General features: G+C 45.6%; 12 protein-coding genes and 2 tRNA genes. All 14 read left to right on the forward strand.

The features are described from left to right. Positions 1–3 precede the first annotated feature (3 nt). Complete coding sequence (glmM, locus tag ACMXYS_RS01910) at positions 4–1,356, forward strand: phosphoglucosamine mutase (RefSeq protein ID WP_415883305.1); 1,353 nt, start codon at positions 4–6, stop codon at positions 1,354–1,356. Between the two features lie 38 nt (positions 1,357–1,394). After that, the gene (tpiA, locus tag ACMXYS_RS01915) at positions 1,395–2,147 is read left to right on the forward strand and encodes a triose-phosphate isomerase (RefSeq protein WP_415897426.1); all 753 of its coding nucleotides are present in this window, start codon (positions 1,395–1,397) and stop codon (positions 2,145–2,147) included. Between the two features lie 14 nt (positions 2,148–2,161). Continuing rightward, positions 2,162–2,545: a preprotein translocase subunit SecG gene (gene secG, locus ACMXYS_RS01920; RefSeq protein WP_415890104.1), complete on the forward strand. Its 384-nt coding sequence runs from the start codon at positions 2,162–2,164 to the stop codon at positions 2,543–2,545. 19 nt (positions 2,546–2,564) lie between these two features. Beyond that, positions 2,565–2,651: transfer RNA gene (locus ACMXYS_RS01925), tRNA-Leu, on the forward strand. Positions 2,652–2,816: 165 nt separating this feature from the next. Then, positions 2,817–2,893, forward strand: a tRNA-Met gene (locus ACMXYS_RS01930). Positions 2,894–3,084: 191 nt separating this feature from the next. After that, complete coding sequence (gene rimP / locus ACMXYS_RS01935; protein WP_415883308.1) at positions 3,085–3,540, forward strand: ribosome maturation factor RimP; 456 nt, start codon at positions 3,085–3,087, stop codon at positions 3,538–3,540. A gap of 33 nt (positions 3,541–3,573) precedes the next feature. Then, positions 3,574–5,061 (forward strand): transcription termination factor NusA, encoded by a 1,488-nt coding sequence (gene nusA, locus ACMXYS_RS01940; protein WP_415883309.1) that lies wholly within the window; start codon positions 3,574–3,576, stop codon positions 5,059–5,061. A 27-nt stretch (positions 5,062–5,088) separates the two neighbouring features. After that, positions 5,089–7,620, forward strand: coding sequence for a translation initiation factor IF-2 (gene infB / locus ACMXYS_RS01945; protein ID WP_415883310.1), 2,532 nt, complete (start codon positions 5,089–5,091; stop codon positions 7,618–7,620). Positions 7,621–7,651: 31 nt separating this feature from the next. Further along, complete coding sequence (gene rbfA, locus ACMXYS_RS01950; protein ID WP_415883311.1) at positions 7,652–8,053, forward strand: 30S ribosome-binding factor RbfA; 402 nt, start codon at positions 7,652–7,654, stop codon at positions 8,051–8,053. 2 nt (positions 8,054–8,055) lie between these two features. Beyond that, the gene (gene truB / locus ACMXYS_RS01955; protein ID WP_415883312.1) at positions 8,056–9,030 is read left to right on the forward strand and encodes a tRNA pseudouridine(55) synthase TruB; all 975 of its coding nucleotides are present in this window, start codon (positions 8,056–8,058) and stop codon (positions 9,028–9,030) included. Positions 9,031–9,152: 122 nt separating this feature from the next. After that, the gene (gene rpsO, locus ACMXYS_RS01960; RefSeq protein WP_415883313.1) at positions 9,153–9,422 is read left to right on the forward strand and encodes a 30S ribosomal protein S15; all 270 of its coding nucleotides are present in this window, start codon (positions 9,153–9,155) and stop codon (positions 9,420–9,422) included. Between the two features lie 197 nt (positions 9,423–9,619). After that, positions 9,620–11,725, forward strand: a complete 2,106-nt coding sequence (pnp, locus tag ACMXYS_RS01965) for a polyribonucleotide nucleotidyltransferase (protein ID WP_415883314.1) — start codon at positions 9,620–9,622, stop codon at positions 11,723–11,725. A 234-nt stretch (positions 11,726–11,959) separates the two neighbouring features. Then, positions 11,960–12,460, forward strand: a complete 501-nt coding sequence (gene msrA / locus ACMXYS_RS01970) for a peptide-methionine (S)-S-oxide reductase MsrA (RefSeq protein WP_415897427.1) — start codon at positions 11,960–11,962, stop codon at positions 12,458–12,460. 195 nt (positions 12,461–12,655) lie between these two features. Continuing rightward, positions 12,656–13,012 carry a DUF3127 domain-containing protein gene (locus ACMXYS_RS01975; RefSeq protein ID WP_415883316.1) on the forward strand — a complete coding sequence of 119 codons (357 nt, stop codon included), beginning with the start codon at positions 12,656–12,658 and terminating at the stop codon, positions 13,010–13,012. Positions 13,013–13,043 lie beyond the last annotated feature (31 nt).

Raw genomic sequence — 13,043 nt, forward strand, 5'->3', positions numbered from 1 at the left:
TTAATGAGTAAGCGTTATTTTGGTACTGATGGTATTCGTGGCAAAGTTGGCCAATTTCCAGTAACTCCTGATTTTGTTCTTAAGCTGGGTTGGGCTGCAGGTAAGGTATTCTCGAGAGAAGGCCACAGTAAAATACTGATTGGTAAAGATACTCGAATTTCAGGTTACATGTTTGAATCTGCTTTAGAAGCGGGCTTGTCTGCTGCTGGTGTGGATGTCTTACTCACCGGTCCTATGCCAACCCCTGCAGTGGCTTATCTAGCACGTACTTTCCGTGCTGACGCTGGTATCGTCATTAGTGCATCTCATAATGCTTACTACGATAACGGCATTAAATTCTTCTCTTCAGAAGGTACTAAGCTGCCTGACGAAATTGAGCAGGCGATTGAAGCGCAGATGGATATCGCAATGACGACGGTCGATTCTGCTGAGCTAGGTAAAGCGCGTCGTATCGATGATGCTGCAGGTCGTTACATTGAGTTTTGTAAGGCTACTGCTGGTGGTATCAGTCTGAAAGGCTTAAAGATAATCTTAGACTGTGCCAATGGTGCGACCTATCACGTTGCGCCTGCTGTATTTTCAGAATTGGGTGCAGAAGTTGTTGAGATAGCATCGGCGCCAGATGGTCTAAATATCAATGAAAAATGCGGTGCTACTGCTACGCAGCGTTTGCAAACGGTCGTTACGGCAGAAAAAGCAGATTTAGGTATCGCTTTAGATGGTGATGGCGATCGCGTGATTATGGTTGATCACCTTGGTGAAGAAGTCGATGGCGATGAGCTTCTATACATGATTGCTGCGCAAATGCGTCGTGAAGAATCATTCCATGGTGGGGTTGTTGGGACGTTAATGACTAACTTCGGCCTAGAGCAAGCTTATGCGCGTGAAGGTATTCCATTTGTTCGTGCAAATGTTGGCGATCGTTATGTAATGGAGCAGCTATACAAACATGATTGGTTACTCGGTGGCGAGAGCTCGGGTCATATCGTTTGCCGTCATCTAACAACTACAGGTGATGGTACGGTTGCAGCATTGCAAGTACTTAAGGCGATCGTTGAAACAGGTGAAACGTTGAATACTCTTCGTCACGGTATGACCAAATTGCCGCAGAAAATGATCAATGTGCGTATGGCGCAAAAGTACAATATTGCTGAGGTTGAAGAGATCAGTGTTGCCGTTGCTAAAACTGAAGCGCAATTAGGTGATCGAGGCCGTGTTTTACTTCGTCCGTCAGGCACTGAACCTGTGGTTCGCGTTATGATCGAGGGTGAAAACGAAGAAGAAGTTAACAGCTTGTGTCAGCAGTTGGCGGATGAGGTTGAAAAAGCACTGCTTGCGCTTGAAAGTTCAGAGTAAGCCAGTTAATATTTGCGCCTCTTTAAATGGGGGTATAAATGCGTACAGCCTTAGTAGCCGGTAACTGGAAAATGAATGGTAATTCAGCATCTATCAATACGTTGATGGAAGGCCTGAATGCTGAGCTTAAATCCAATGCTGTTGATGTGCTGGTTTGTCCGCCGTCTATATACCTATCTCAAGTTCAAGCATTGACTGCTGATTCTGTTATTGCACTGGGTGCACAGAATGTAAGCGAGCAAAATAACGGTGCTTTTACGGGTGAGATCTCTTTAGAGATGTTGCAAGATTTAAGCTGCGAATACGTTATTCTTGGTCATTCCGAGCGTCGTAGTTTGTATGCTGAGTCAGACGAGCTGGTTGCTGATAAATTTAAAGCAACAGTTGCTGTTGGCTTGAAGCCAATCCTATGTGTTGGTGAAACGCTTGAAGAGCGTGAAGAAGGAAATACACTTGCGGTTGTTGAACGACAGATAAAAGCTGTTGTAAATGCTGCAGGTATCGAACAATTTAAAGATGCTGTAATCGCTTATGAGCCAGTATGGGCTATAGGTACGGGTAAAACTGCGACGCCGGAACAGGCGCAAGAAGTACATGCAGCTATTCGTAATATGATTGCTGAATGTGATGCTGAGCTAGCTAGCAAAATGCGTATCTTGTATGGTGGCAGTGTTAATGCTGCTAACGCAGCTGAATTGTTCGCGAATGAAGATGTTGATGGGGGGCTTGTTGGTGGAGCATCCCTTAAAGCAAACGACTTTATTGCCATCTGCCAAGCGGCAGGTGCATAACTGACGGTTCTGAAATGGAAACAGTAGTTTTAATTATTCATGTATTGTTAGCAGCCGCTGTAATTGGCTTAATTTTGCTGCAGCAAGGCAAGGGTGCTGAAGCTGGCGCTTCATTTGGTGCAGGTGCTTCGCAGACTGTTTTTGGTAGTACCGGTAGCGGTAACTTCCTTTCTCGCGTAACAGGCATTGTTGCTGCGGGCATTTTTGTTACAAGCTTTGTTTTAGCTGTATACGCTAAAGAAAAAGCTGATTCTGTTGGTGATGCGGGTATTCCGTCTGCTGAGCTTATCGAAAGTAAAGCAGCTGAGTCTGCTGTTGCTGAAGAGCCAGCGCTACCAGTTTTTGATGAATCTAAGCCAGAAGCGCCTGTAGATTCTGATATTCCTCAAAATAACTAACAGTTTCTAAAAGTTTGTTGCCCAAGTGGTGGAATTGGTAGACACGCTATCTTGAGGGGGTAGTGGCCGTCAGGCCGTGCCGGTTCAAGTCCGGCCTTGGGCACCATATTTCTTGATTAAGAGCCTCAGTACATATACAATTTGCACCAGTTTTTGGATAAGTGAATTGTTTATTCAGTAAGTCTCTTATTCTTTGAAGTCAAAAAGCTAAATTTCGGTTAGCTATCAAGACTTCAGGTCCACAGAAATGTTGGATCATTTAGGTTTTTGATGCGGGGTGGAGCAGCTTGGTAGCTCGTCGGGCTCATAACCCGAAGGTCGTTGGTTCAAATCCAGCCCCCGCTACCAACCTTATTTTTACGTAAGGCCCCTTTTAAGGGGCTTTTTCGTAGGTAAAATGCAGAGTCTTTAATCTAAGGGTTTGCATATCGGGAATGGGTCATTAGACCCATTTTTTGTTTTTGAAATTTACGATGTTAAATCTAACTTATTGTTTTATAAGTGTTTAATATCTTAGTGTTAGAACGGGTGGGTTATTCGTGTCAGCGAAAATGAAACTATTACAAGAGTTGATTGAGCCTTCAGTTACAGCGCTGGGGTTTGAACTCTGGGGTATTGAGTTTCTCTCACAGGGAAAACACAGCACCCTACGGGTGTATATCGATTCTGATAACGGCATTAACGTAGATGATTGCGCTAAAGTCAGCCATCAGGTCAGCGGAATTATGGATGTAGAAGATCCGATTGCAGGTAACTACACCCTTGAGGTGTCCTCTCCAGGTATGGATCGTCCTCTATTTACACTTGAGCAGTTTGAAGCCTATGCAGGATCTGTTATTCAGGTTCGCTTACGAATTGCGTTTGAAGGCCGCCGTAAATTTAAGGGTGTGCTGAATGGTGTTGAAGGCGACGACATTCTGGTAGTGGTCGACAATGAAGAATATATGCTGCCGATTGAGTACATCGATCGTGCAAACATTATCCCTCAGTTCTAAACGTGGATTAGAGGTCTTAGGCGAGGCAGAAGCATGAATAAAGAGATTCTGTTGGTTGCGGAAGCAGTTTCTAACGAGAAAGATGTTCCGAAAGAAGTAATTTTCGAAGCGATTGAAGTTGCACTAGCAACGGCAACTAAGAAGCGTTACGACGAAGAAGCGGATATTCGCGTAGTTATTGATCGAGCTACAGGCGATTACGAAACTTTCCGCCGCTGGTTGGTTGTGAGCAACGAAGAAGTACCTGCACTAGGTACTGAACTGACGATGGAGGAAGCTGAAGAGATTGATGCTTCTCTAGAGCCAGGTAGCGTACATGAAGAACAGGTTGAATCTGTTAAGTTTGGTCGTATTGCGGCACAAACAGCTAAACAGGTTATCGTTCAGAAAGTTCGCGAAGCAGAGCGTGCGAAAGTTGTTGAATTGTACCGTGATCGTCAAGGTGAATTGATCTCGGGCAGTGTTAAAAAAGTAACGCGCGATAACATTATTGTAGATCTAGGTAACAATGCTGAAGCATTGCTGCCTCGCGATCAGCTAATCCAGCGTGAAGCATTCCGCATGGGTGATCGTGTACGTGCGGTTCTTCTTGAAGTTCGCTCTGAAGGCCGTGGTCCTCAGTTGATCTTGAGCCGTTCTTGCAACGAAATGTTGATTGAGCTGTTCCGTATCGAAGTGCCAGAGATTTCTGAAGAAGTGATTGAAATTCGTGCGGCGTCTCGTGATCCAGGTTCACGTGCGAAGATCGCCGTTAAGACGAATGATGGCCGTATCGATCCAGTTGGTGCATGTGTAGGTATGCGTGGTTCTCGTGTACAGGCTGTATCTAACGAATTAGGTGGTGAGCGTGTTGATATCGTGCTTTGGGACGACAACCCAGCGCAGTTGGTTATCAACGCAATGGCACCTGCAGATGTTGCATCTATCGTAATGGACGAAGAGACACATTCGATGGATGTGGCAGTTGCTGAAGAAAACTTAGCGATGGCGATTGGTCGTAGTGGCCAGAACGTACGTTTGGCTTCTGAGCTTACAGGCTGGGAACTAAACGTGATGACTGAAGAAGATGCACAAGAGAAGCATCAATCTGAAGTTGGTTCTGTGATCGATACATTCATCAACCACCTAGACGTTGATGAAGATGTTGCTGAAGTGTTGGTAGAAGAAGGTTTCACAACACTTGAAGAAGTTGCTTACGTTCCTGTTGATGAGATGTTAGAAATCGATGGTTTCGACGAAGCTATCGTAGAGGAACTACGTAAGCGTGCGAAAGATGCACTTCTAAACCTTGCTATCGCAAGTGAGGAAAAACTTGATAGTGCAGAACCAGCAGCAGACCTGTTGGAGATGGACGGTATGGACAAGCACCTAGCTTACCTACTGGCCGCGCAAGGTGTAATTACTATGGAAGATCTAGCAGAACAGTCTATCGATGACCTGCTAGGTATTGAAGGCCTGGATGAAGAACGAGCTGCAGCGTTAATCATGACTGCTCGTGCTCCATGGTTTGCTGAAGAGTAAAGATTAACGGAAGAGGAGCCTCCTAACATGGCAGAAGTAACAGTTAAGCAGCTTGCCGAAATGGTTGGTGTTTCCGTTGAGCGTTTGCTAGAGCAAATGCAGGAAGCAGGCATTTCAGGCAAGAATGAAAAAGCAGAAGTATCTGAAACTGAGCGTCAATCATTGCTAAATCATCTTAAGCGCAGCCACGGTGAAGATGCAGATGATGCAGAACCTAAGAAAATTACGCTTAAGCGTAAAACTACATCGACACTAAAAGTTTCTGGTGCTTCTGGGAAGAAGAAGACTGTGAACGTTGAAGTACGCAAGAAACGTACTTATGTGAAACGTTCAGAAGTGGAAGGTGTTGAAGGCGAAGCTGATCAGCAAGCTGAAGCACAGAATGCTGAAGAGTTGCGCTTAGAAGAAGAGCGCAAACAGCAGGAAGCGGAAGCTCAAGCCGCACGTGAAGCTGAAGAGAAAGCCGCTAAAGAGCGCGAAGCTGAAGCACAGCAGAAGCGTGAGCAAGAAGCTAAAGCTGCTGAACAGAAGAAGCAAGAAGCTCAAGCCGCTGAGAAAGCTAAGCAGAAGAAAGAAGAAGAAGCGAAGCGTCGTAAGGCTGAAACCGAACAGCGTTTCAAAGCTCAAGAGCAAGCTAAGAAGAACGAAGATAACCGTCGTGGTAAAGGCAAGAAAAAAGGCAACGACAACCGTGGTCAGCAGGATCGTCGTGGCGGCAAAATCAGCCGTAACCGTGGTAAGAACGGCAAGCCTCTTTCTAATAAGCCAAATGAACATGGCTTTAAAGAGCCAACAACTCAACAGGTAATGGAAGTCTCTATTCCTGAGAGTATTACGGTTGCAGATCTTGCTAAGAAGATGAACGTTAAGGCTGCTGAAGTGATCAAGGTAATGTTTGGTATGGGCGCTATGGCGACTATCAACCAAGTTATCGATCAGGATACAGCAACGCTTGTTGTAGAAGAGATGGGCCACACTCCTAAGCCAATGCAAGAAAACGCGGTAGAAGAAGCGTTGATGGAAAGCATTCAGGCGCAGCAGGGTGATGCTGAAGGTCGCGCACCGGTTGTGACTGTAATGGGTCACGTAGACCACGGTAAAACGTCTCTACTAGATTACATTCGTTCTTCACGAGTAGCGTCTGGTGAGTCTGGTGGTATTACCCAGCATATCGGTGCCTACCACGTAGATACTGATAACGGCATGGTTACATTCCTTGATACTCCGGGCCACGCTGCGTTTACCGCAATGCGTGCACGTGGTGCCTCTGTAACCGATATCGTAATCCTAGTAGTTGCAGCAGACGATGGCGTAATGCCACAGACTGAAGAAGCGGTTCAGCACGCCAAAGCGGCTGGCGTACCTCTAGTTGTTGCTGTTAACAAGATCGATAAAGAACAAGCTGATCCAGATCGTGTTAAAAACGAATTGGCAGCACTGGACGTTATCCCAGAAGAATGGGGTGGTGAGAATCAGTTCGTAAACGTATCTGCTAAATCAGGTCAAGGTATTGAAGAGCTTCTGGATGCAGTACTACTGCAGTCTGAAATCTTAGAACTTGAAGCTGTACCTAATGCTCCTGCTCAGGGTGTAGTAGTTGAATCACGCTTAGATAAAGGTCGTGGTCCAGTTGCTACTGTACTTGTACAGAACGGTACGCTACGTAAAGGTGATATCGTACTTGCAGGCCTTCACTACGGCCGTGTACGTGCAATGCTGGATGAGAACGGTAAGCCTATCGATTCCGCTGGTCCTGCGATCCCTGTAGAAATCCAAGGTCTGGATGGTACACCAAATGCAGGTGACGAATTCACTATGGTATCTAACGAGAAGAAAGCACGTGAAGTTGCTCTATTCCGTCAGGGTAAATACCGTGATGTTAAGTTGGCTCGTCAGCAGAAATCTAAACTTGAGAACTTGTTTGCAAACATGCAAGCGGGTGATGTTAAGACTTTCAACATCGTACTGAAGACAGACGTACGTGGTTCTTTGGAAGCGCTAACGCATGCTCTAGAAGATCTATCTACTGATGAAGTTAAAGTGAACATCGTATCTGGTGGTGTAGGTGGTATCGCAGAAACTGATGCTAACCTTGCGGTAACAGCAGATGCATTGATGGTTGGCTTTAACGTTCGTGCTGACGCTCAGGCGCGTCAGGTGCTAGAGCGTGAAGGTATTGAACTACGCTACTACAGCGTAATCTACGACATCATTGATGACGTTAAACAGGCGATGGGCGGTCTGCTATCTCCTGAATACCGTGAAGAGATCGTGGGCATTGCTGAAGTACGTGATGTATTTAAAGCGCCTAAGATCGGTGCGGTTGCCGGCTGTATGGTTACAGAAGGTACTGTCTTCCGTAACAAACGTATCCGTGTCCTACGTGAAAACGTTGTAATATATGAAGGTGAACTAGAATCTCTACGTCGCTTCAAAGATAACGTTAACGAAGTACGTCAGGGTATGGAGTGTGGTATCGGCGTTAAGAACTACAACGACGTTAAAGTCGGAGACCAAATTGAGGTTTACGACACAGTTGAAATTCAGCGCACACTTTAACGTTGCAAATACAAGGTAATAAATAACCTTTATGGCACGCGATTATAGTCGTACATCTAGGATTGCTGACCAGCTCCAACGTGAGCTGGCTCAGCTGATCCAGTTTGAAATAAAAGATCCACGCTTAGGTATGGTTACAGTTAGCCATGTCAAAGTCAGTAAGGATCTAGGTTTTGCTGATGTCTACATCACTGTTTTACCACTTAATGGTAAAGATGAAGCAGAAGCAATTATTGATTCACTAAAAGTACTGAACAATGCTGCAGGTTTCCTTCGTGGAGAACTGTGTCGTAACGTTCAGCTACGTGTTATGCCGCAACTGCGTTTCCATTTCGATGAAACGATCGAGCGTGGTAGACATCTACATCATCTGATTGAGGCGGCTATCCGTCAGGAAAATCAGAGCGCTTCTAAAGACGCTGACGAGGAATAATCGTGGGCCGTCGTAGAAAATCCCGAGGCCGGGCGGTCGACGGTGTATTCTTGTTGAATAAACCGTCCGGTATCTCTTCTAATTCCGCTCTACAGCAAGTTCGACGCATTTATGATGCGGCCAAAGCCGGTCATACAGGTGCCTTGGATCCACTTGCCACTGGTATGCTACCGATTTGTTTAGGTGAAGCGACTAAGTTCTCTCAGCACCTGCTCGATTCTGATAAACGCTATATCACAACAGCTAAGCTTGGTATTCGTACAGATTCTAGTGATGCTGATGGCGCTGTCGTCGAAGAAAAACCTGTTCCAACAGATCTGACTGAAGACAAGATAGATACTATTTTGCAGTCAGAGTTTAGCGGTGAAATAGAACAAGTTCCTTCGATGTTTTCAGCGTTGAAACACCAAGGGCAGCCGCTTTATAAGTTGGCTCGAAAGGGTATTCAGGTCGAAGTAAAGCCGCGTAAAGTAACGATCCATGAGATCAAATTAACGGCTTTGCGAGATGATGAAATTGATCTAGAAGTCTTTTGTTCGAAAGGGACTTATATCCGTTCAATTGTCGAAGATCTCGGCCATATCCTGGGTTGTGGTGCGCATGTCAAAATGCTCCATAGACTGGATGTGGGTGCATTCACGGCTGACCGAATGATGAGTTTGGATGAGCTGCGCGATTTAGTGCCCGAAAACAGTGCTGAAGAAGAGCAAAAAGGCATACAAATCGAGCTGGATAAGCTATTATTGCCAGCCTGGGCTGCTGTAGATGATCTACCGGCAGTTCGATTAGATGATCAGCAAACCAGTTTGATTATGCATGGCCAATCAGTCCCTAATGCTGATTATGCAGAAGGTAGCTTGGTTCGTTTGTTTGGTACATCACTGGATAGCGATGCAGAGCGTTTCTTGGGCGTTGCCGAAGTAGTCGAGCAACAGCTAAAACCTAAACGCCTTATTTGCACTGAGGCTGATCAATAAAGATTTTATTTGGTTCTCGTAAGAGGGCCGATGTGGCGTTGTACTGAAAATATGCTCGGTGCATCGTTTCTTTTTAATCCGGCGATCTTAAGATCGTGTGCATATTTTTTAGGAGTAAGAAAATGGCATTAACTGCTGAGAAAAAAGCGGCAATCGTTGCAGATTTCGCTCGCGCTGAAGGCGACACTGGTTCCCCAGAAGTTCAGGTAGCTCTACTATCTGCTAACATCGAAGGTCTACAAGGTCACTTCAAAGCGAACAAACACGACCACCACTCTCGCCGTGGTCTGATCCGCATGGTAAACCAGCGTCGTAAGCTGCTGGACTACCTAAAAGGTAAAGATGCTGATCGTTACCTTGAACTGATCAAGCGTCTAGGTCTGCGTCGCTAAGTTAGTGTGAATTCTCTGGGGCCATACAATGTATGGCCCCGGTTTTATCTGGGGTAAGAAAAGATAACTATTTCATCCCGCCCGTACTCAAATGAGTTTTTAGATCTAGCGAAAGAGCTTATTTGAGTACTGGCAAGACAGAAGGCATGAAAGTTATCTGAAAACTGCCCCGCCAAATTATTTAAAGGAAAATTATTGTGTTCCAAGTAGCTACTAAAACATTCCAGTTTGGTGGTCAGGAAGTAACTATCGAAACTGGCCGCGTTGCGCGTCAGGCGACAGGTTCTGTCCTGGTTAAAATGGGTGGTAACGAAGTACTTTGTACTGTTGTTGGCGCTAAAGAAGCAAAAGAAGGTCAGGGTTTCTTCCCTCTTTCTGTTCACTACCAAGAGAAATACTACGCTGTAGGCCGTATCCCTGGTGGTTTCTTCAAGCGTGAAGCACGTCCATCTGAAAAAGAGACGCTTACTTCTCGTCTTATCGACCGTCCAATTCGTCCACTGTTCCCTAAGGGTTACATGAACGAAGTTCAGGTTGTTTGTACAGTAATGTCTGCTGACAAAGTAAATGATCCAGATATCGCAGCGATGATCGGTACGTCTGCTGCACTAGCAATCTCTGGTATCCCATTCCAAGGCCCAATCGGTGCAGCACGTGTTGGCTTCACTGAAGAAGATGGTTACATCTTAAACCCATCTTATGAGCAGCTTGAAACATCTGAGCTGGACATGGTTGTTGCTGGTACGTCTGACGCTGTGCTAATGGTTGAATCTGAAGCGCAAGAGCTTTCAGAAGACGAAATGCTTGGTGCGGTTCTATTCGCTCACCAAGAGATGCAAGCAGTTGTTAACGCTGTTAACGAACTTAAAGCTGAAGCGGGTAAAGAAGCTTGGGTTTGGACTGCACCTGAAAAAGATCAAGATCTAATCGCTAAAGTACGCGCTGAAGTAGGCGAAGGCATCACAGCTGCTTACCAAGTTGCTGATAAAATGCAGCGTCAGAATGCACTGGCTGAGCTTCGTGCTCAAGCGGTTGAAAATCTAGCTGGCGAAGAAGAAGGTCAGCCTTCGGCTGGTGATGTATCTGGCATCGTTAGCTCCCTAGAGAAAGAGATCGTTCGTGGCCGTATCGTTGCAGGTGAGCCTCGTATTGATGGCCGTGATAACAAGACTGTTCGTGGTATCGATGTTCAAATCGACGTACTACAAGGTACTCACGGTTCTGCGCTATTCACTCGTGGTGAAACTCAGTCTATCGCGACTTGTACACTAGGTACTGCACGTGATCAGCAGATCATTGATGCGATTGAAGGTGAACGTAAAGATCCATTCATGTTGCACTACAACTTCCCTCCATACTCTGTAGGTGAATGTGGTCGTATGATGGGTGCTGGTCGTCGTGAAATTGGTCACGGTCGTCTAGCGCGTCGTGGTGTTGCTGCAGTTCTTCCAACTCAAGAAGAGTTCCCATACACAATCCGTATCGTATCTGAGATCACTGAATCTAACGGTTCTAGCTCCATGGCTTCTGTATGTGGCGCGTCTCTATCTATGATGGATGCAGGTGTACCACTTAAAGCACCAGTTGCGGGTATCGCAATGGGTCTTGTTAAAGAAGAGAACGGCTTTGCTGTCCTAACTGACATCTTGGGTGACGAAGATCACCTAGGCGACATGGACTTTAAAGTAGCGGGTACTGAAACAGGTATCACTGCACTTCAGATGGATATCAAGATCACTGGTATCACTGAAGAGATCATGGACATTGCGCTTGAGCAAGCATACGAAGCACGTGTTCACATCTTGAAAGAGATGGCTAAGGTTATCGGTTACGCTCGTCCAGAGCTTCCAGATAATGCTCCTGCGTTGACTCAATTGAAGATCAACCCAGAGAAGATCCGTGACGTAATCGGTAAAGGTGGTGCTACTATCCGTGCTCTTACTGAAGAGACTGGCGCATCCATTGATATCGAAGACGATGGTACAGTTCGCGTATACGCTGCAGACAAAGCAGCAGCTAAAGCGGCTACTGATAAGATCATCGAAATCACTGCTGAAGCAGAGATTGGTCAGGTTTACGAAGGCAAGGTTGTACGTATCGAAGACTTCGGTGCATTCGTTAACATCCTGCCGGGTAAAGATGGTCTAGTTCACATTTCTCAGATCGACAACAAGCGTGTTGAGAAAGTAACTGACTACATCCAGATGGATCAGATGGTTAAGGTTAAAGTACTGGACGTAGACCAGCGTGGCCGTATCAAACTATCTATGAAAGACCTACTTGCTGATGATGCAGTAAGCTAAGTTTCTTTTAGCGGTTAGTGGTGAAAGTGTTTCGCTACTAGTAGCTAAAGACTAAAAAAAACCGCCGATTTATCGGCGGTTTTTTTATGTGTGACATAAACCTTAATCGGTTAATGGCCGTACAAGATAAGGTTATTTGTTGACCGAAAGGCAGTAGCTGTGGGAACTTTCTGGTAAGCGCTATAACAAAGATATACTGGTCTATTGCTAGCTTTTAAATTGGAGGATGCCTGAATGAGTGAACAACGAGCAATACTTGCTGGTGGATGCTTCTGGGGTATGCAGGATCTAATTCGTAAATTACCGGGCGTTATAGCGACTCGTGTGGGCTACACCGGTGGTGATGTACTTAATGCTACTTATCGCAATCATGGTACGCATGCTGAGGGTATTGAGATCCTATTTAATTCAGAACTAATTACCTACCGAACCATATTAGAGTTTTTCTTCCAGATTCATGACCCTACCACGCCCAATAGGCAGGGTAATGATCGCGGTACATCCTACCGCTCAGCGATCTACTTTGTAGACGACGAGCAAAAGCAAACTGCGCTCGATACAATCGCTGATGTTGAAGCCAGCGGCTTGTGGCCAGGTAAGGTGGTAACTGAAGTTGAAGCTGCTAGCGATTTTTGGGTGGCAGAACCTGAGCATCAGGATTATCTTGAACGTTATCCTGGTGGGTATACCTGCCACTTTCCGCGTCCTGACTGGGTGTTGCCTAAGCGTTCGTAAGTAGCTAGTTGCTAGAAGCTAGGAGTTAGTCCACCACTCTAGGGTTGGTACGGCTTAATTTGACCGTGGGTTGTATTAAGACCTCGCTAATAAGGTGAATGCTAGTGCAGCTTTAAACTCTAACGAAGACTTCTTTTTTCGATTTTGATTTAATAAGCTCAATTTTGAAATTTTAGATACCTTTGGAAAGCATTCATGAGTTACGAGCTAACTGGCAAAATTAAACTGATCCAAGATCCGCAAACGTTCAATAGTGGCTTCACTAAACGTGAAATGGTCGTGATAGTTGAAGATGGAAAATATCCTCAGGAGATCAATCTGGAGTTTGTGCAAGATAAGGTTAGCCTGCTTGATTCGCTTCAAATAGGGCAAGAGGTCACGGTCAGCTTTGATATCCGTGGTCGCGAATATAACGGCCGCTATTTCAATAACCTTGTTGGCTGGAAGATTCAGTCAGCGTCATCCCCAGAAGCCTCTGAGCAAGAGTACTTTAACTCTAATGCGGCGCCCGCACCTCAGCCAGCTGACTTTGACGACGATATTCCGTTCTAAATGACGTAGCTATTTTAGCTCTTGGTAAAAA

The sequence above is a fragment of the Neptuniibacter sp. QD57_21 genome, from assembly GCF_047778075.1.
Lineage (GTDB): Bacteria > Pseudomonadota > Gammaproteobacteria > Pseudomonadales > Balneatricaceae > Neptuniibacter.

Excerpts from the sequence above, each read along its gene's own strand:
- glmM (WP_415883305.1), top strand. The coding sequence starts at position 4 with ATGAGTAAGCGTTATTTTGGTACTGATGGTATTCGTGGCAAAGTTGGC.
- tpiA (WP_415897426.1), top strand. The coding sequence starts at position 1,395 with ATGCGTACAGCCTTAGTAGCCGGTAACTGGAAAATGAATGGTAATTCA.
- secG (WP_415890104.1), top strand. The coding sequence starts at position 2,162 with ATGGAAACAGTAGTTTTAATTATTCATGTATTGTTAGCAGCCGCTGTA.
- nusA (WP_415883309.1), top strand. The coding sequence starts at position 3,574 with ATGAATAAAGAGATTCTGTTGGTTGCGGAAGCAGTTTCTAACGAGAAA.
- infB (WP_415883310.1), top strand. The coding sequence starts at position 5,089 with ATGGCAGAAGTAACAGTTAAGCAGCTTGCCGAAATGGTTGGTGTTTCC.
- rbfA (WP_415883311.1), top strand. The coding sequence starts at position 7,652 with ATGGCACGCGATTATAGTCGTACATCTAGGATTGCTGACCAGCTCCAA.
- rpsO (WP_415883313.1), top strand. The coding sequence starts at position 9,153 with ATGGCATTAACTGCTGAGAAAAAAGCGGCAATCGTTGCAGATTTCGCT.
- msrA (WP_415897427.1), top strand. The coding sequence starts at position 11,960 with ATGAGTGAACAACGAGCAATACTTGCTGGTGGATGCTTCTGGGGTATG.
- ACMXYS_RS01975 (WP_415883316.1), top strand. The coding sequence starts at position 12,656 with ATGAGTTACGAGCTAACTGGCAAAATTAAACTGATCCAAGATCCGCAA.